15 protein-coding genes are annotated in these 18,642 nt (G+C 74.0%); 12 read left to right on the forward strand and 3 right to left on the reverse strand.

Features of this window, described 5'->3' with window-relative positions; all coding sequences use genetic code 11:
- Positions 1-137: 137 nt before the first annotated feature.
- The 9 genes from IEX99_RS10570 to IEX99_RS10610 all read left to right on the forward strand — a co-directional run bounded on the left by IEX99_RS10570 (position 138) and on the right by IEX99_RS10610 (position 12,339).
- Positions 138-1,589 carry an NAD(P)-dependent oxidoreductase gene (locus IEX99_RS10570; RefSeq protein ID WP_188899995.1) on the forward strand — a complete coding sequence of 484 codons (1,452 nt, stop codon included), beginning with the start codon at positions 138-140 and terminating at the stop codon, positions 1,587-1,589.
- A gap of 11 nt (positions 1,590-1,600) precedes the next feature.
- Positions 1,601-6,136 carry a glutamate synthase large subunit gene (gene gltB, locus IEX99_RS10575; RefSeq protein WP_188899996.1) on the forward strand — a complete coding sequence of 1,512 codons (4,536 nt, stop codon included), beginning with the start codon at positions 1,601-1,603 and terminating at the stop codon, positions 6,134-6,136.
- 70 nt (positions 6,137-6,206) lie between these two features.
- Positions 6,207-6,875 carry an FtsZ-binding protein FzlA gene (gene fzlA, locus IEX99_RS10580; protein WP_188899997.1) on the forward strand — a complete coding sequence of 223 codons (669 nt, stop codon included), beginning with the start codon at positions 6,207-6,209 and terminating at the stop codon, positions 6,873-6,875.
- Positions 6,876-6,943: 68 nt separating this feature from the next.
- Positions 6,944-7,696: an SDR family NAD(P)-dependent oxidoreductase gene (locus tag IEX99_RS10585; RefSeq protein WP_188899998.1), complete on the forward strand. Its 753-nt coding sequence runs from the start codon at positions 6,944-6,946 to the stop codon at positions 7,694-7,696.
- An 86-nt stretch (positions 7,697-7,782) separates the two neighbouring features.
- A complete protein-coding gene (locus tag IEX99_RS10590) occupies positions 7,783-8,331 on the forward strand; it encodes a thiamine pyrophosphate-binding protein (RefSeq protein WP_229677936.1) in 549 nt (182 codons plus the stop codon).
- Between the two features lie 6 nt (positions 8,332-8,337).
- Positions 8,338-8,940: a thiamine pyrophosphate-dependent enzyme gene (locus IEX99_RS10595; RefSeq protein WP_188899999.1), complete on the forward strand. Its 603-nt coding sequence runs from the start codon at positions 8,338-8,340 to the stop codon at positions 8,938-8,940.
- 53 nt (positions 8,941-8,993) lie between these two features.
- Complete coding sequence (locus tag IEX99_RS10600) at positions 8,994-9,965, forward strand: Bug family tripartite tricarboxylate transporter substrate binding protein (RefSeq protein WP_188900000.1); 972 nt, start codon at positions 8,994-8,996, stop codon at positions 9,963-9,965.
- A 15-nt stretch (positions 9,966-9,980) separates the two neighbouring features.
- Positions 9,981-10,955, forward strand: a complete 975-nt coding sequence (locus IEX99_RS10605; protein WP_188900001.1) for a hydroxyacid dehydrogenase — start codon at positions 9,981-9,983, stop codon at positions 10,953-10,955.
- A 10-nt stretch (positions 10,956-10,965) separates the two neighbouring features.
- Positions 10,966-12,339 carry an MmgE/PrpD family protein gene (locus IEX99_RS10610; protein ID WP_188900002.1) on the forward strand — a complete coding sequence of 458 codons (1,374 nt, stop codon included), beginning with the start codon at positions 10,966-10,968 and terminating at the stop codon, positions 12,337-12,339.
- Between the two features lie 30 nt (positions 12,340-12,369).
- On the opposite strand, the gene IEX99_RS10615 is transcribed toward IEX99_RS10610, so the two are convergent.
- From IEX99_RS10615 to IEX99_RS10625, 3 genes are all read right to left on the reverse strand, one after another.
- Complete coding sequence (locus IEX99_RS10615) at positions 12,370-13,680, reverse strand: MgtC/SapB family protein (protein ID WP_188900003.1); 1,311 nt, start codon at positions 13,678-13,680, stop codon at positions 12,370-12,372.
- Positions 13,681-13,684: 4 nt separating this feature from the next.
- Positions 13,685-14,662, reverse strand: coding sequence for a Bug family tripartite tricarboxylate transporter substrate binding protein (locus tag IEX99_RS10620; protein ID WP_188900004.1), 978 nt, complete (start codon positions 14,660-14,662; stop codon positions 13,685-13,687).
- A gap of 95 nt (positions 14,663-14,757) precedes the next feature.
- Positions 14,758-15,534, reverse strand: a complete 777-nt coding sequence (locus IEX99_RS10625) for an enoyl-CoA hydratase (RefSeq protein ID WP_188900005.1) — start codon at positions 15,532-15,534, stop codon at positions 14,758-14,760.
- A 111-nt stretch (positions 15,535-15,645) separates the two neighbouring features.
- Between IEX99_RS10625 and IEX99_RS10630 the strand changes: the two genes are divergently transcribed.
- From IEX99_RS10630 to IEX99_RS10640, 3 genes are all read left to right on the forward strand, one after another.
- Positions 15,646-16,818, forward strand: a complete 1,173-nt coding sequence (locus tag IEX99_RS10630) for a CaiB/BaiF CoA transferase family protein (RefSeq protein ID WP_188900006.1) — start codon at positions 15,646-15,648, stop codon at positions 16,816-16,818.
- Positions 16,819-16,910: 92 nt separating this feature from the next.
- A complete protein-coding gene (locus IEX99_RS10635; RefSeq protein WP_188900007.1) occupies positions 16,911-18,095 on the forward strand; it encodes a mandelate racemase/muconate lactonizing enzyme family protein in 1,185 nt (394 codons plus the stop codon).
- The gene (locus tag IEX99_RS10640) at positions 18,095-18,637 is read left to right on the forward strand and encodes a prolyl-tRNA synthetase associated domain-containing protein (protein ID WP_188900008.1); all 543 of its coding nucleotides are present in this window, start codon (positions 18,095-18,097) and stop codon (positions 18,635-18,637) included. Before IEX99_RS10635 ends, IEX99_RS10640 begins: the two co-directional genes overlap by 1 nt.
- Positions 18,638-18,642 lie beyond the last annotated feature (5 nt).

Consider the following 18,642-nt stretch of genomic DNA (forward strand, 5'->3'; position numbering starts at 1 on the left):
AATCTGTCCTATCTCCCGAAAAAGGACTCGCCTTCGCGGTCCCGGTGCCTCTATGTTGCGCAGCAACACGGGCGGGCGCCTGTGCGGGCCTCCATGCCCTCCCGCGCCCCCGCCGGACGCCCGAGGGACCGCCTGCCATGGCCGAGAGGATGCTGCAGTTCGTGCGCCTGCCCCAGCGCCCGCCCGAGAAGCGGGACGCGGCGGCGCGCAGCCACGACTGGGCCGAGGTCTATCGCCCCTTCGACCCGGCGGCCGCGGCCGAGCAGGCGAGCCGCTGCAGCCAGTGCGGCGTGCCCTTCTGCCAGGTGCACTGCCCGCTGCACAACAACATCCCGGACTGGCTGAAGCTCACCGCCGAGGGGCGGATCGAGGAGGCCTACGAGGTCGCCGCCTCGACCAACAGCTTCCCCGAGATCTGCGGCCGCGTCTGCCCGCAGGACCGGCTCTGCGAGGGCAATTGCGTCATCGAGAAGGGCTTCGCCTCGGTCACCATCGGCGCGGTCGAGAAGTACATCACCGACACCGCCTGGGAGCGCGGCTGGGTCAGGCCGCCGAAGCCGCGGCGGGAGCTGCCGCACTCCGTCGGCATCGTCGGCGCCGGGCCGGCGGGGATGGCGGCGGCCGAGCGGCTGCGGGTGAAGGGCTACCAGGTCCACATCTACGACCGCCACGACCGCGCCGGCGGCCTGATGATCTACGGCATCCCCAACTTCAAGCTGGAGAAGGAGGTGGTGCTGCGGCGCCACGCCCAGTACGAGGCCGGGGGCATCGTCTTCCACCTCGACTGCGCGGTCGGGCGCGACGTGTCGCTGGCCGAGCTGCGCGCGCGCCACGACGCCGTGCTGATCGCGACCGGCGTCTACCGGGCGCGCGACATCGCCTGCCCGGGCGTCGGGCTGCCCGGCATCGTCGCGGCGCTCGACTACCTCATCGCCTCGAACCGCAAGGGCCTCGGCGACGCGGTGCCGGAGTTCGATTCCGGCGCGCTGGACGCGCGGGACAAGGACGTGGTGGTGGTGGGCGGCGGCGACACGGCGATGGACTGCGTGCGCACCGCGGTGCGGCAGGGGGCGAAGTCCGTCACCTGCCTCTACCGCCGCGACAGGGCGAACATGCCGGGCTCGATGCGCGAGGTGGCGAACGCCGAGGAGGAGGGCGTGCGCTTCGCCTGGCTCGCCGCGCCCGAGGCCTTCCTCGGGGATGCGCGTGTCACCGGCGTGCGCGCCGTGCGCATGCATCTCGGCCTGCCGGACGCGACCGGGCGGCAGCAGGTGGAGCCGATCCCGGGCAGCCACTTCGTCCAGCCGGCCGACCTCGTCATCAAGGCGCTCGGCTTCGACCCCGAGGACCTGCCGGCGATGTTCGAGGAGCCGGCGCTGGCCGTGACGCGCTGGGGCACGCTGAAGGTCAACCACCGCACGATGATGACCTCGCTGCCCGGCGTCTTCGCCGCGGGCGACATCGTGCGCGGCGCCTCGCTGGTGGTGTGGGCGATCCGCGACGGGCGCGACGCGGCGGAGCAGATGGACAGGTGGGTGAAGGCGAAGGCCGCCGCGGAGGCGGCGCCCATGGCGGCGGCCGCGGAGTGAGGGAGAGCGACATGCACGAGAGCGGACCGGCCTTCGCCCGGGGCTTCGCCGAGAACGCCCGCCGCCTCGCCGAGGAGGCGCATCTCGACCTCGCCGGGCACGACGCCTGCGGCGTCGGCCTCGTCGCCGCGCTCGACGGCAAGCCGCGGCGCGAGGTGGTGCAGGCCGGCATTGATGCGCTGAAGGCCGTGTGGCACCGCGGCGCGGTGGACGCCGACGGCAAGACCGGCGACGGCGCCGGCATCCACGTCGAGATCCCGCAGGACTTCTTCGCCGAGGCGGTGGAGCGCGGCGGCGACCGGCTGCGCCCGGGGCGCATCGCCGTCGGCATGGTGTTCCTGCCCAAGACCGACCTCGGCGCGCAGGAGCGCTGCCGCCAGATCGTCGAGACCGAGATCCTGAACGCCGGCTACCTGATCTACGGCTGGCGCCAGGTGCCGATCAACGTCGCCTGCATCGGCGAGAAGGCCAACGCCACCCGCCCCGAGATCGAGCAGATCCTGATCTGGGACCCGGAGCGGCGCGAGGAGGCGATCGTCGAGCGCGACCTCTACGTCATCCGCCGGCGCATCGAGAAGCAGGCGATCGCGGCGCAGATCCCGGAGCTCTACCTCTGCTCCCTCTCCTGCCGCTCGGTGATCTACAAGGGGATGTTCCTCGCCGAGCACCTGACGGAGTTCTACCCGGACCTGCTCGATGCGCGCTTCGTCAGCCGCTTCGCGATCTACCACCAGCGCTACTCGACCAACACCTTCCCGACCTGGCGGCTGGCCCAGCCCTTCCGCATGATCGCGCACAACGGCGAGATCAACACGCTGGCCGGCAACATCAACTGGATGAAGAGCCACGAGACGCGGCTCTCCCACCCCCTGCTCGACCCCTACATGGACGACATCAAGCCGGTCATCCAGGCCGGGGGGTCGGACACGGCGACGCTCGACAACGTCTTCGAGCTGCTGGTGCGCGGCGGGCGCGACGCGCCGATGGCCAAGGCGATGCTGATCCCGGAGAGCATCGGCAACAGCGCCACCATGCCGGAGGCGCACCGCGACCTCTTCCTCTACTGCAACGCGGTGATGGAGCCGTGGGACGGCCCGGCGGCGATCTGCGCCACCGACGGGCGCTGGGTGATCGCCGGCATGGACCGCAACGGCCTGCGGCCGATGCGCTACACCGTCACGCAGGACGGGCTGCTGATCGTCGGCTCCGAGACCGGCATGGTGAAGCTGCCGGAGGACGCGATCGTGGCCAAGGGCCGGGTCGGCCCCGGCCAGTGCATCGGCGTGGACCTCGACGCCGCGCGCTTCTACCGCGACGGCGCGCTCAAGGACATGCTCGCCGCGCGCAAGCCGTTCGGCGAGTGGGTGAAGCGCACGACGCGGATCGACGAGATCGTGCGCCAGGACGCGGGCGAGCCGGTGCTGTTCCAGGGCGAGGAGCTGCGCCGACGCCAGCTCGCCGTCGGCTACACGCTGGAGGAGCTGGAGGCGATCCTCCACCCGATGGTCGAGGACGCCAACGAGCCGGTCGGCAGCATGGGCGACGACACGCCGATCGCCGTGCTCTCCAACCAGTACCGCGGCCTGCACCACTTCTTCCGCCAGAGCTTCAGCCAGGTCACCAACCCGCCGATCGATTCCCTGCGCGAGACGCGGGTGATGACGCTGCGCACGCGCCTCGGCAACCTCGGCAACATCCTCGACGAGGACCCGACGCAGTGCGACATGCTGATGCTCGACAGCCCCGTGCTGTCGAGCGCCGAGTTCGCGGCGATGCGCGCCTACATGGGCGAGACCGCCTGCGTCGTGGACTGCACCTTCCCCGTCGCCGAGGGCGAGCAGGGCCTGCGCCGCGCCATAGACCGCATCCGGCGCGAGGCCGAGGAGGGCGTGCGCTCCGGCTGCGCCCACGTGATCCTGACCGACGAGAACCAGGGGCCGGAGCGCGCCGCGATCCCGATGATCCTCGCGGTCGGCGGGGTGCACACCCACCTGGTGCGCAACAGCCTGCGCACCTTCACCAGCCTCAACGTCCGCGTCGCCGAGGCGATGGACGTGCACTACGTCGCGGTGCTGATCGGCGCCGGCGCCACCACCGTCAACGCCTACCTCGCGCAGGAGAGCATCGCCGACCGCCACCGCCGCGGCCTGTTCGGCAGGCTGACGCTCGAGGAGTGCGTCGCCCGCTACAAGAAGGCGGTGGACAAGGGGCTGCTCAAGGTGATGTCCAAGATGGGCATCGGCGTGCTGAGCAGCTACCGCGGCGGGATGAACTTCGAGGCGATCGGCCTCTCGCGCTCGCTGGTCGCCGAGTTCTTCCCCGGCACGCCGAGCCGCATCTCCGGCATCGGCCTCTCCGGCATCGCGCGCCGCGTCCTCGCGCTGCACCGCAAGGCCTGGGACGCGGACGTGGTGACCCTGCCGGTGGGCGGGCTCTACAAGATGCGCCGCAGCGGCGAGACCCACGCCTTCGACGGCGCGCTGATCCACACCCTGCAGCGGGCGGTGGAGACCGACAGCTACCAGACCTTCAAGAAGTACTCCGAGGCGGTGCGCCGCCTGCCGCCGGTGGCGCTGCGCGACCTGCTCGACTTCCGCACCGAGGGCCGCGCGCCGGTGCCGATCGAGGAGGTCGAGAGCATCACCGAGATCAGGAAGCGCCTGGTCGCGCCCGGCATCTCCCTCGGCGCGCTGAGCCCGGAGGCGCACGAGACGCTCTCGATCGCCATGAACCGGATCGGCGCGCGCAGCGACTCGGGCGAGGGCGGCGAGGACCCGGCGCGCGCCAGGCCGCGGCCGAACGGCGACAACGCCAACTCCGCGATCAAGCAGATCGCGAGCGGGCGCTTCGGCGTCACCGCCGAGTACCTCAACAACTGCCGCGAGATCGAGATCAAGATCGCCCAGGGCGCGAAGCCCGGCGAGGGCGGCCAGCTCCCGGGCTTCAAGGTCTCGGGCCTGATCGCGAAGCTCCGGCACTCGACGCCCGGCGTGACGCTGATCTCGCCGCCGCCGCACCACGACATCTACTCGATCGAGGACCTCGCCCAGCTCATCTACGACCTCAAGCAGATCAACCCGGAGGCGACGGTCTGCGTGAAGCTGGTCGCGCGCTCCGGCATCGGCACCATCGCGGCCGGCGTCGCCAAGGCGAAGGCGGACGCGATCCTGATCTCCGGCCACTCGGGCGGCACCGGCGCCTCGCCGCAGTCCTCGATCAAGTACGCCGGCCTGCCCTGGGAGATGGGGCTGTCCGAGGCGCACCAGGTGCTGCTGCTCAACCGCCTGCGCCACCGCGTCCGGCTGCGCACCGACGGCGGCATCAAGACCGGGCGCGACGTGGTGATCGCGGCGATGCTCGGCGCGGAGGAGTTCGGCATCGGCACGGCGAGCCTGGTCGCCATGGGCTGCATCATGGTGCGCCAGTGCCACTCCAACACCTGCCCGGTCGGCGTGTGCACGCAGGACGAGAAGCTGCGCGCCAAGTTCGGCGGCACCCCGGAGAAGGTCATCAACCTGTTCTCCTTCGTCGCCGAGGAGGTGCGCGAGATCCTCGCCTCCCTCGGCTTCCGCCGGCTCGAGGAGGTGATCGGGCGGACCGACCTGCTCAAGCAGGTCAGCCGCGGCTCGGAGGACCTCGACGACCTCGACCTCAACCCGCTGCTGGTGAAGGCCGATCCCGGCCCGTACAAGCCCTTCTGCACGCTCGAGGGCCGCAACGAGGTGCCGGAGACGCTGGACGCGGAGATGATCCGCGACGCCGAGGCGCTGTTCCGCCGCGGCGAGAAGATGCAGCTCGAGTACAACATCCGGAACACCCAGCGTGCGATCGGCACCAAGGTCTCCTCCAAGATCGTGCGGCAGTTCGGCATGGAGGGGCTGCAGCCCGGGCACCTGACCGTCCGGCTGCGCGGCTCCGCCGGCCAGTCGCTCGGCGCCTTCGGGGTGCGCGGCCTCAAGCTCGAGGTGTTCGGCGACGCCAACGACTACGTGGGCAAGGGCCTCTCGGGCGCGACCATCGTGGTGCGGCCGGCGCCCTCCTCGAGCCTGGTGTGGAACGAGAACACCATCGTCGGCAACACCGTGCTCTACGGCGCGACCTCGGGCGAGCTCTTCGCCGCCGGCCAGGCCGGGGAGCGGTTCGCGGTGCGCAACTCCGGCGCCGTCGCGGTGGTGGAGGGGTGCGGCGCCAACGGCTGCGAGTACATGACCGGGGGGACGGCCGTGATCCTCGGGCCGGTCGGCGACAATTTCGGCGCCGGCTTCACCGGCGGCATGGCCTTCGTCTACGACGCCGACGGCACCTTCGAGCGCCGCATCAATCCGGAGTCGCTGCTCTGGCGCCGCCTCGGCCATCCCCACTGGGAGGGCGTGCTGCGCGACCTCATCGCCCGCCACGTGCAGGAGACGGGCAGCCGGTTCGCCGCCCGCCTGCTGAACGAGTGGGCGACCGAGCGGGATCGCTTCTGGCACATCGTCCCGAAGGAGTACGCGAAGTACCTGCCGGTGCCGATGGAGGAGGCCGCCGCCGCCGTCGCGGCCGAATAGCGCGGATCGGCCGGCCCGGCCGCCGCCCGCTTCCCTGGCCGGCGCGCGGGTGGCATAAGCCGGACCGACGATGCGCATCCTCTACCACCTGCCGCTCTCGCCCTACTCCCGCAAGGTCCGGCTCGCCCTCGCCGAGAAGCGGATCCCCTTCGACCTGCGCGTCGAGCGGGTGTGGGAACGGCGCGAGGAGTTCCTCGAGATGAACCCGGCCGGCACGGTGCCGGTGCTGCGGGAGGACAACGGCCTCGTCGTCGCCGACTCCTACGCGATCTGCGAGTACCTCGACGAGGCCTATCCCGACCTGCCGCTGCTCGGCCGCACGCTCGCCGAGCGCGCCGAGGTGCGCCGCCTGGTCGCCTGGTTCGACGGCAAGTTCTACGCCGAGGTCACGCGCAACCTGCTCTACGAGAAGCAGATGAAGCGCCTGATGGGCCGCGGCACGCCGGACGCGGCGGCGATCCGCGCCGGGCACGCCAACCTCCGGCCGCACCTCGACTACCTCGGCTGGCTGGCCGAGTCGCGGGTCTGGCTCGCCGGCTCCTCGCTGACGCTCGCCGATCTCTGCGCCGCGGCGCACCTCTCGGCGCTCGACTTCGTCGGCGACGTGGACTGGTCGCTGAACGAGGCGGCGAAGGACTGGTACGCGCGCATCAAGTCGCGCCCCTGCTTCCGCCCGCTGCTCGCCGACCGGGTGAGCGGCGTGACGCCGCCGCCGCACTACGCCGACCTGGACTTCTGACGTCGCCGCGGGCCCTCGGCCCGGGCCCGCGCGGCGGGTCGGACCGGTTGCGGAGAGGGAGGCACAGCATGGGCTTCGACTTCACCGGGAAGCGCGTCCTCGTCGCCGGCGGCAGCCGCGGCATCGGCCGCGCGATCGCGCTCGGCTTCGCCCGCGCCGGCGCCGGCGTCTCGATCTGCGCGCGCGGGGCGGAGGCGCTGGAGGCGACGCGCGCCGACCTCGCCGCCACCGGGCGGCCGGCGCACGCCGCGGTCTGCGACCTCGCCGACGCCGCCGCGATCGCGCGCTGGGTCGAGGGCGCGGCGGCGGCGCTCGGCGGCGTGGACGTGCTGGTCAACAACGCCAGCGGCTTCGGCATGGGCGACGACGAGGCCGGCTGGGCCGCCGGGCTCGCCGTGGACGTGATGGCGACGGTGCGCGCGAGCCGCGCCGCGCTGCCGCACCTCAGGGCGTCGAAGGGGTGCATCGTCAACACCACCTCGATCTCCGGCTTCCGCCCCTCCGTGCGGACGCCGGCCTACGCGGCGGTGAAGGCGCTGGTGATCAACTACACCGCGAGCCAGGCGGCGGCGCTGGCGCGCGAGGGCATCCGCGTCAACGCCGTCGCGCCCGGCTCCATCGAGTTCCCGGGCGGCATGTGGGAGCGGCGCAGGACGAGCGATCCGAAGCTCTACGACCGCATCCTGCGCTCCATCCCCTTCGGCCGGCTCGGCACGCCGGAGGAGGTGGCGGACGTGGTGATGTTCCTCGCCTCGCCGCTGGCGCGCTGGGTCACCGGGCAGACCGTCGTCGTGGACGGCGGGCAGTTGCTGTCCGGCTGAACGGCCGCCCGGGCCGGATCGCGCGGCCGCCACCTTGCCAGGACCCCCGTCCCGCCCGATGCTCGGCGCGAGACGCGAGGAGAGGCATGGACCGCCAAGTCATGGAATCCCGGCCCGCGGCCGCCGACTGGCCCGACGGGCTCTACGAGCTGCTGAAGACCCACCGCATCCGCCAGGTCGCCGTGGTGCCGGACGCGGGCCACGCCCGCCTGATCCGCCGCTGCCTCGCCGACAACGGCATGCGGGTCGTCTCCCTGACCACGGAGGAGGAGGGCATCGCCCTGCTGCAGGGCGCCTGGCTCGGCGGCGACAAGGGCGTGCTGCTGATGCAGAGCAGCGGCGTCGGCAACTGCGTCAACATGCTCTCGCTCGCCATCACGCACCGCACGCCGATGCCGATGATCGTCACCATGCGCGGCGACTTCGGCGAGTTCAATCCGGCCCAGGTGCCGATGGGCAGCGCGACGCAGGCGGTGCTCGAGGCGATGGGCGCGCTGGTGCGGCGCGCCGACCGGCCGGAGGACGTGGTGCCCACGGCCGACGCCACGATCCGCCTCGCCTTCAACACCTTCCGCCCGACCGCGACGCTGATCGGCCAGCGCGTGATCGGCGCCAAGACCTTCGGGAAGGACTGAGACGCGATGCTCGCGGCTTCGGGCAAGCTCGACCGGCGCGAACTCTGCCGCGCCCTCCTCGCCGACCGCGGCGACCTGCTGGTGGTCGCGGGGCTCGGCGCGCCGGCCTGGGACATCACGGCGGTCGGCGACCGCGCGGAGAATTTCCCGCTCTGGGGCGGCATGGGCGGGGCGGCGATGATCGGCCTCGGCCTCGCCCTCGCGCAGCCCGCGCGCAGGGTGCTGGTCATCACCGGCGACGGCGAGATGCTGATGGGCCTCGGCGCCCTCGCCACCATCGCGGTGCAGCGGCCGGCCAACCTCTCGATCGTGGTGCAGGACAACGAGCACTACGGCGAGACGGGGATGCAGGAGACCCACACCCGGCACGGCGTGGACCTCGCCGGCATGGCGAAGGCGGCGGGCTTCCCGCGGACGATGCTGGTGACGCGGCCGGAGGAGGTGCCGGCGCTGCGCGCGGCGATCCACGCCGGCGAGGGGCCGCTCTTCGCCGTCGCGAAGGTGGACCCCTCCACCCTGCCCCTGGTCCTGCCGCCGCGGGAGGGCGCATACCTGCAGGCGCGGCTGCGCGAGGCGGTGCTCGGGCCGGCCGCGCATCACCAGCTCTAGCGCGGCGGAGGGCGCAGCCCGCCTCCGGCGCCAACCACGAGGGAGGAAACGAAATGGACCGTCGCAGCCTGCTCGCCGGCACCACCCTCGCCGCCGCCGCGCCGCTGACCGCGGCGGCGCAGGCGGCCTGGGCGCCCGACCGGCCGATCCGCCTCGTCGTCCCCTTCGCGCCCGGCGGCAGCACGGACACCGCCGCGCGCCTGATCGGCCAGGCGCTGGGCGAGCGGCTCGGCCAGCCGGTGGTGGTCGAGAACCGCCCCGGCGCCGGCGGCAACATCGCCGCCGAGCACGTCGCGCGCAGCGCGCCGGACGGGCACACGATGCTGATGACGACCAGCTCGATCACGGCGACCAACATCTGGCTCTACCGCAACCTGCCCTACCACCCGGTGCGCGACTTCACGCCGCTGTCGCAGGCGGCCTTCATCCCGAACCTGCTCGTCGTGCACCCCGACGTGCCGGCGCGCACCCTCGCCGAGTTCATCGCCCACGCGAAGGCCAATCCGGGCAGGCTGAACTTCGGCAGCGCCGGCCCGGGCACCTCGCTGCACCTGATCGTCGCCCTGTTCCAGGCGCGCGCCGGCATCCGGATGGAGCACGTGCCCTACCGCGGCGGCGCGCCGGCGGCGATGGACCTGCTCTCGAACAAGATCCAGCTGATCGCCTCGCCGATGGTCGAGGTGCTGAGCTACGTCGAGGCCGGGCGGCTCCGTCCGCTCGCGGTCAGCACCGCGCAGCGCTCGCCGCGCCTGCCCGACGTGCCGACGGTGGCCGAGACGCTGCCGGGCTTCGAGGTGGCGCTGTGGAACGGCATCAAGGGGCCGGCGGGGCTGCCGGCGCCGGTCAAGGCGCGGCTCGGCGCCGAGATCGCGGCGGTGGTGCGCGGCGAGCCGGTGAGGAGCCGGTTCCTCGAGCAGGGCACCCAGCCGGTCGGCTCGACGCCGGAGGAGTTCGCCCGCTTCATCGAGGCCGAGATCCCGAAATGGGGCGAGCTGGTGCGCCTCGCCGGCGTCACCCCGGACTGAGGCGAAGGACCCGCCATGCCCCACGTCGTCTGCCTGCGCCCGCTGCATCCGGATGCGATGGCCCGCCTGCAGGGCGAGCCCGGCTACCGGGTCACCATGCTCGCCGAGGTCAACGAGGCCACCCTCGCCGAGGCGATGCCGACGGCGGAGGCGATCATCGTGCGCGCCACGCGCATCGACCGCGCCTTCCTCGCCAGGGCGCCGGCCCTGCGCATCTGCGCCCGCCACGGCGTCGGCTACGACGCGGTGGACGTGGAGGCGCTGACCGAGCGCGGCATCCCGCTCACCGTCACGCCGGACGCCAACGCCGTCTCGGTCGCCGAGCACGCGCTGATGCTGATGCTCACCCTCGCCCGGCGCACCCTGGCCTACGACGCCAGGACCAGGGCGCTGGACTGGGGCACCACCGACGCGCTGCCCTGCTTCGACCTGGCCGGCAGGACGGTGCTGGTGGTCGGCTTCGGCCGCATCGGCGCGCGCGTGGCGCGGCTCTGCGCCGCCTTCGGCATGACGGTGCTGGTGCGCGACCCCTACGTGCCCGCCAACACCATCAAGGGCGCCGGATTCACGCCGGTGCGCGACCTCCTCGAGGGCCTCGGCCAGGCCGACATCGTCACCGTCCACTGCCCGAGCAACGCCGAGACGCGCGGCATGGTGGACCGGACCTTCCTCGCGGCGATGAAGCCGGGCGCGGTGTTCGTCAACACCGCGCGCGGCACGCTGGTGGAGGAGGAGGCGCTGGCCGCGGCGCTGCGCTCGGGCCACGTCGCCGGCGCCGGCCTCGACGTGTTCCGGGAGGAGCCGCTGGTCCCCTCGAACCCGCTGCTCGGGGCGCCGAACGTGGTCATGACGCCGCACTCCGCCGCGGCGACGGAGCAGGGGCTGCGCCGCATGGGCCTCTCCTGCGCCGAGAGCATCATCGGCTTCTTCCAGGGCCGGCTCGACCCGGACGTGGTCGTCAACAAGGAGGTGCTGCGCGGCAACGCGTAGCGGACCCGCGATGGAGAACCCGCTTTCCGTCCTCGCCGCGCACGCCGCCGAATGGCGCACGCGGCCCCTGACGCCCGAGCTGGAGCGCCACGCCCGCCGCGCGCTGGTGGACTGGTTCGCCGCCCTCCTCGCCGGCGCCTCCCGCCCGCCCGCGACGCTGCTCGCCGCGGCGCTGGAGGACGAGACGCGCGGCGGCGGCGGCGCCGTCTGCTACGTCTCCGGCCGGCGCGTGCCGCTGCGCCACGCCGCGCTGATGAACGGCCTGGCGAGCCACATCGTCGAGTTCGACGACATCTACCGCTACGCCGTCTACCACCCGGGCTGCCCGACCATCGGCGCGGCGCTCGCCGCGGCGCAGGTGCGGGGCACGGACATGGCCGCGCTGCTGCGGGCGATGGTGGCGGGCTACGAGGTGTCGGGCCGCATCGGCCGCGCCGTGCAGCCGAGCCACTACAGGTACTGGCACACCACCGGCACGGTCGGCACCTTCGGCGCCGCGACCGCGGTCGCGGTGCTGCTCGGCTGCGACGCGGAGCGCACGGCGCACGCCATCGCCACCGCCGCGACCATGGCGAGCGGGCTGCAGCAGGCCTTCCGCGGCGAGAGCATGAGCAAGCCCTTCCACCCGGGCCACGCGGCGGAGGCCGGCGCGCTCGCCGCGATGGCCGCGGCGAAGGGCGTGACCGGCGCGCCCGACGTGCTGCACGGCCCGGCCGGCTTCGCCGCCGCGACCAGCGAGGACACCGGCAAGTGGGAGCAGGCGCTCGCCGGCATCGGCAGGCCCTTCGCCATCGCCGACATGACCTTCAAGAACCACGGCTGCTGCGGCCACATCTTCGCCGCCCTCGACGCCATCCGCGACCTGCAGCGCGAGCACGGCTTCGCGGCCGCGGAGGTGGACGGCGTGCTGGTCGGCGGCTACCGCGCGACCAAGGACATCTGCGACCGGCCCGACGCGGCGACGGAGCAGGAGTGCCGCTTCTCCGTGCAGTTCACCGGGGCGATGATGCTCGTCCACGGCGGCGTGCGCCTCGCCGCCTACGAGGAGGCGCGGATGAAGGACCCCGCGGTGCGCGCGCTGATGCCGCGCATCCGCGTCGAGGTGGACCCGGAGTGCGAGGCCGCCTTCCCCACGAGGCGCTCGGCGAAGGTGGAGATCCGGCTGAAGGACGGGCGCGTGCTCAGGCGCCACCAGCCGACGCGCAAGGGCGACCCGGACGCGCCGCTCTCCGACGAGGACCTGTCGGAGAAGTTCCTCGAGCTGGCGGCGCCCGCGGTCGGCGCGCAGCCGGCGAGGGCGCTGCTCGAGCAGCTCTGGCGCGGCACGACCCTGCCCGGCCCCGTGCCCCTGCTCGGCGCCGGGCCGAGGGCCGCCGCCGAATGAGGGACGGCGGCACCCGCCGCCCGCCGCCGCTCACCAGAGGCCGGTTCGCGCCTGGATCCACAGTGCCGCTGCGCCGGCCGCGAGGCCGGCGAGGGTGCCGAGGCCGAACCGCGCGCCGAACCCCGGCCCGCCCAGCGCCAGCCCGTAGGCGACCTTCGCCAGGGTGTTCGACGCCACCGCCACCGCCACCGCCGTCGCCGCGACGGGGGCGGGAAACACGCCGTCCCTGGCCAGCGCTGCCATCGAGAGCGTCACCGCATCGACGTCGGCCAGCCCGGAGATCGCCGCCACCGCGGCCGCACCGACGCCCCCGAACCGTTCGGCCGCGACTTCGCTGAGCAGCCCCACGGCGGCGAGCAGCGCGGCGAGGCGCAGCACCGCTCCGAGCTCGAACGGATTGCCGACCGGGGCGCCGCTCTCCTCCCCCGGCTCCCCGCGGCCCGCCGGCCGCCCGACGAGCAGCGCCGCCGCCGCCTGCACCAGCGCGCCCGCGGCGAGCGCCGGCAGCAGGGGGGCCGCCATGGCGCGGGAGGCGACGTAGGCCAGCGCCGCGGTCCGCGCATAGGACACGGCGCCGGCCGCCAGCGCGCCGGCGACCAGCGGCCCCGCCGCCGCGTCCGCGTCGCGCGCCAGGCGGGCGTTGGTCACCGTCGCCGCCGTCGAGGAGACGAGCCCCGCCGCCGCGCCGGCGACGAGCCGCCCCTGCGCCGCGCCGAGCAGCCGCACCGCGATGTAGCCGGCGAAGGAGACGGTCGCGAGGATCACGGCGAGCAGCCAGACCCGCGCCGGGTTGAGGCCCCACAGCGCGGCGATGCGGCGGTCCGGCAGCAGGGGCAGCGCCACCAGCGTCATCGCCAGCAGCAGCAGGGCGGAGCGCAGCTCCGGCCAGCTCAGGCGCCGGACGAAGGCGTGCAGCACCTCGCGGCTGGCGAGCAGCGCGGTCATCGCCACCGCCGCCGCGCCCGCCGTCCCGGCATCGCCGAGCACCGCGAGGGCACCCAGCGCGAACACCGCCTGCGCCGCGACCACCCCGGTCACGCTGAAGCTCCGCTCCGCCGCCGCCTCGCGGAGCCTGAACAGGATCAGGGCGGCGGAGAGGCCGAGGAAGCAGAGGCCGAGCAGAACGGCCGCCGCCGTGCCGTCCCCGCCGCCCGCGGCGACCGCCGCCGCCAGTGCCGCGGCGAGGCCGCCGAGCAGGCCGACGAGTCCGAAGGTGCGCAGGCCGGCGGTGCGCTGTCCCGCCTCGGCGTCGCGCTCGCGCCAGTGGCGCTCGAGGCCGACGAGCAGGCCGATCCCGAGCGCGACGGCGAGCCGGTAGAGGAGCTCGTGGTCCGCCGGCACGGCCTCAGCCCGGGCGCGCCCCGGTGGCGCGCAGGATCGGCGTCCACTTCTCCGTCTCGGCGCGCAGGTGCCGCGCCGCCGTGGCGGGGTCGCCCGGCATCGGGTCCACTCCCACCTCGGCCAGGCGCCGCTGCACCTCGGGGTCCTCCAGGGCCCGCAGCACGGCGCGCGAGACGGTCTCGACCACCTCAGCCGGCAGCCCGGCCGGGCCGTACAGCGCCTGCCAGGAGGAGGCGCTGTAGCCCGCGACGCCCGCCTCGTGCAGCGTCGGCAGGTCGGCCAGCAGGCGCGAGCGGCGCATGGTCGTGACGGCGAGCGCGCGCAGCCTGCCGTCGCGCACCAGCGGCGCGAGCAGGGTCTGGCTGTCGATCATGAAGTTCACCCGGCCGGCGAGCAGGTCCGACACCGCGGCCGGCGTGCCGCGGTAGGTCACGACGGTGAACTCCACGCCGGCGAGACGCTTCAGCAGCTCGCCCGCCAGGTGCGACGCCGCGCCGACGCCGGTGGTCGCGAAGGTCGCCTCGTCGCGCCGTTCGCGCAGCCAGGCGAGCAGGGAGGCGACGTCGTTCGCCGGCACGCTCGGGTGCACGCAGACGAGGAAGCTCTGGTCGCCGACCAGCGCGATCGGCGTGAAGTCGGCGAGCGCGTCGAAGCCGGCCTCCGGATAGAGCACCGGGATCACCGACTGCGCGGCGCCGTTGAGCAGCAGCGTGTGGCCGTCCGGCGCGGCGCGGGCGACGGCGCGCGCGCCGATGGTGCTGCCGGCGCCGGGCAGGTTCTCGACCACCACCGGCTGGCCGAGCAGCGCCGAGAGCGGGTCGCCGAGGATGCGCGCGACGACGTCGATGACGCCGCCGGCGGCGAAGGGCACGACGATGCGCACCGGGCGGGACGGATAGCGCGCCGCCTGTTGCGCGCGTGCCGCAACGGGCGTCGCGGCCGCCGCGGACGCGGCCAGGAGCAGCAGGGGTCGGCGCTTCATGGTCTCCTCCTCCGATCGGATCGTGCCTGGCCGCGCATCCTAGCGCCGAGGGCGGCGCCGGCGCGGACGATCCGCGGGCGCCGGCGGGCGGGCCTTCAGCGCCCCCGCCAGACCGCGGGGCGGCGGGCGAGGAAGGCCTCCACGCCCTCGCGGAAGTCGGCGCTGGTGAAGCACATCGCCACCAGGTCGTCGCCGGGAAGGTTGCGCGCCGCCTCGCGCAGCCGCCGCATCGCCTCCTTCGTCGCGCGCAGGGTCAGCGGCGCATGGGAGGCGACGGTGCGGGCAAGCTCCTCGGCGCGCCCGGCCAGCGCCTCGGGCGTCGGCAGGACCTCGGAGACGAGGCCGACGGCCTTCGCCTCCTCCGCCTCGACCAGCCGCGCGGTGTAGATCAGGTCGAGCACGCGCGCGGGGCCGAGCAGCGCGGCGAGGCGCGCGTAGTTCGCCATCGAGAGGCAGTTGCCGAGCGTCTTCGCGATCGGGAAGCCGAAGCGCAGGTTGGCCGCGGCGATGCGCAGGTCGCACACCGCGGCGATCGCCGCGCCGCCGCCGGTGCAGGCGCCGGCGATCGCGGCGATGGTCGGCTTCGGGCACTGCTCCAGCGCCGTCAGCACGCGGTCCACCCGCGCCTCGTAGGCGAGCGCATCCTCGGCGGTGCGGAAGTCGCGGAACTGCGAGATGTCGGTCCCCGCCGCGAAGGCCTTGCCGCCGGCGCCGGTGATCACGAGCACGCGCACCGCCGGGTCCTCGGCGATCTCCCGCGCGATCCGCGCGATCCCCTCGTACATCGGGAAGGTCAGCGCGTTGCGCGCCTGCGGGCGGTTCAGCGTGGCGACGGCGATGCCGTCGCGCACCTCGTAGAGCAGCTCGTCCATGGCGGGCCTCCCGGCATGCGGGCGCAGTGGTGGGGAAGCGGGTCCGGCCCGTCAAGGCTTGCCGGCCGTGGCGGACGGTGCCACAGGGTGGCCGGAGGAGGACCGACGCCCATGCTGCCGCTCGCCCGCTTCACCGTGCTCGACCTCACCCGGGTCCGCGCCGGCCCGACCGCGGTGCGCCAGCTCGCCGACTGGGGCGCCAACGTCATCAAGATCGAGGCGCCGGAGGCGATCGACACCGGCAAGGGCCTCGGCGGCGAGCGCCACGGGCCGGACTTCCAGCACGTCCACCGCAACAAGCGCGGCATCACGCTGAACCTCAAGGACCCGGACGGCCTCGCCGCCTTCAAGCGCATGGTCGCCAGGGCGGACGTGGTGGTGGAGAACTACCGGCCGGACGTGAAGCGCCGCCTCGGCGTGGACTTCGAGGCGCTCTCGGCGGTCAATCCGCGCATCGTCCTCGCCTCCATCTCCGGCTTCGGGCAGGACGGGCCCTACGCCAAGCGCCCCGGCTTCGACCAGATCGCCCAGGGCATGGGCGGGCTGATGAGCGTCACCGGCCTGCCCGGCCAGGGGCCGGTGCGCGCCGGGATCCCGGTCGCCGACCTCTCGGCCGGGCTCTACACCGCGATCGCCATCCTGATCGCCCTGCTCGAGCGCGAGCAGACCGGCAAGGGCCGCTGGGTGCACTGCTCGCTGCTCGAGGCGATGGTCGGCATGATGGACTTCCAGGCCACCCGCTGGACCATGGCGGGCGAGGTGCCGAGGCAGGCCGGCAACGACCACCCGACCACCATCCCGACCGGGCTCTTCAACACCGCCGACGGGCTGATCAACCTCGCCGGCGGCGGGCAGGAGATGTGGCGGCGCATCGTCGCCACCCTCGGCATCGAGGAGCAGGCGAAGGACCCGGACATCGCCACCGACGCGCTGCGCAGCAGGAACCGCGCCAAGGTCAACGCCATCATCCAGGAGGCGTTGATGAGGGACACCGCGGAGAACTGGATCCGGCGCTTCAACGAGGCGGGCGTGCCCTGCGGCCCAGTCTACACCATGGACCAGGTCTTCGCCGACCCGCAGGTGAAGCACCTGAAGCTCGCCATGCCGGTGCGACACCCGCTGCTCGGCGAGATCACCCTGGTCCGCCCGCCGATGCAGATCGCGGGCGTCGAGCCGCCGCGCCGCCCCACCCCCGAGCGCGGCGAGCACACCGAGGAGGTGTTCCGCGAATTCGGCTTCTCCGCCGAGGAACTGGCGGCGCTGCGGGCGAAGGGCGCGGTGTAGGCGGCGGGCGCCGGCTCCCGCCGCCGCGCTGGCGCGGCGCGGAGGCCCGGGCTAGGGAGGCGGCGAACAGACGGCCCGGAGTCCCCCTCGCCATGCGCATCGTCTCGGTCCGCGACGCGGTGGTGCCGATCGCCTCGGCGATCGCCAACGCCTACATCGACTTCTCGAGGATGACCGCGAGCGTGGTCGCGGTGGAGGTCGAGGCCGCGGGCGGCCGGCGCGTCACCGGCTACGGCTTCAACAGCAACGGCCGCTACGCCCAGCCCGGCCTGCTGCGCGAGCGCTTCATCCCGCGCCTCCTCGAGACGTCCGGCGACGCCCTGGTGCACGCCGATGGCGGCCTCGACCCGGCCGGCGCCTGGGCGGCGATGATGAGGAACGAGAAGCCGGGCGGGCACGGCGACCGCTCCGTCGCCGTCGGCGTGCTCGACATGGCGCTGTGGGACGCGGCGGCGAAGCTCGCCGGCGTGCCGCTCTGGAAGCTGCTCGCCGACCGCTACAACGGCGGCCGCGCCGACGAGGCGGCCTGGGTCTACGCGGCGGGCGGCTACTACTACCCCGGCAAGGACGTGGCGCAGCTCGTCGAGGAGATGAGGCGCTACCTCGACCTCGGCTACACCACGGTGAAGATGAAGATCGGCGGCGCCCCCGGCACGCCGCCGAAGGAGGCGCTGGCCGAGGACCTGCGGCGCATCGAGGCGGTGCTGGGGCTGCTCGGCGGCGACGGGTCGCGGCTGGCGGTGGACGTGAACGGGCGCTTCGGCCTGCACACCGCGCTGGTCTGCGCCGCGGCGCTGCAGCCCTTCGGCCTGCGCTGGTACGAGGAGCCGCTCGACCCGCTCGACTACGCCACCCACGCGACGCTCGCCGAGCACTACGCGCCGCCGCTCGCCACCGGCGAGAACCTGTTCTCGATGCAGGACGCGCGCAACCTGATCCGCCACGGCGGGCTGCGGCCGGACCGCGACGTGCTGCAGTTCGACCCGGCGCTCGCCTACGGCCTCGTCGAGTATCTCCGCACGCTCGACATGCTGCGCCTGCACGGCTGGTCGCCGCGGCGCTGCGTGCCGCATGGCGGGCACCAGTTCGCGCTGAACATCGCGGTGGGCCTCGGCCTCGGCGGCAACGAGAGCTACCCCGAGGTGTTCGCCCCCTTCGGCGGCTTCGCCGACGCGACGCCGGTGGCGGAGGGCCGCATCCGCATGCCGGACCTCCCCGGCATCGGCTTCGAGGCGAAGGGCGATCTGTACGCCGTGCTGCGGCGGGAGTTCGGCTGATGCCCGACCAGGCCGCGCCGCCCGCGCCGGAGACCCCGGAGGGCCTGCTCGCCCGCCTCGCCGCGCTCGGCATCGAGGCGAGGACGGTCCGCCACGCGCCGGTCTTCACCGTCGCCGAGAGCCGGGCGCTGCGCGGCGAGCTGCCCGGCGCCCACACCAAGAACCTGTTCCTCGCCCCGGCCAAGGGGGAGGGCCCCTTCCTGCTCGCGACGCTGGAGGAGAGCCGCAAGGTCTCGGTCAACGCCCTCGCCCGCGCCGTGGGCGCGCCGCGCCTGAGCATGGCCAGCCCCGGGCAGCTCATGGCGGCCCTCGGCGTCCCGCCGGGCGCGGTGACGCCGTTCGGCCTGGTGAACGCCAGGCCGGGAACGGTCCGCTTCGTCATCGAACGCGCCCTGGTGGAGGGGCCGGAGCGGATCTGGGTCCACCCGCTGACCAACGCCGCCTCCACCGGCCTGCGCCCGGCCGACCTGCTGCGCTTCCTGCGCCACCTCGGCCACGCGCCGGAGGTGTTCGACCCCCCTCCCGCCGCCGGCGGGCCGTGAAAGAG

It is taken from the genome of Caldovatus sediminis (genome assembly GCF_014644455.1).
Lineage (GTDB): Bacteria > Pseudomonadota > Alphaproteobacteria > Acetobacterales > Acetobacteraceae > Caldovatus > Caldovatus sediminis.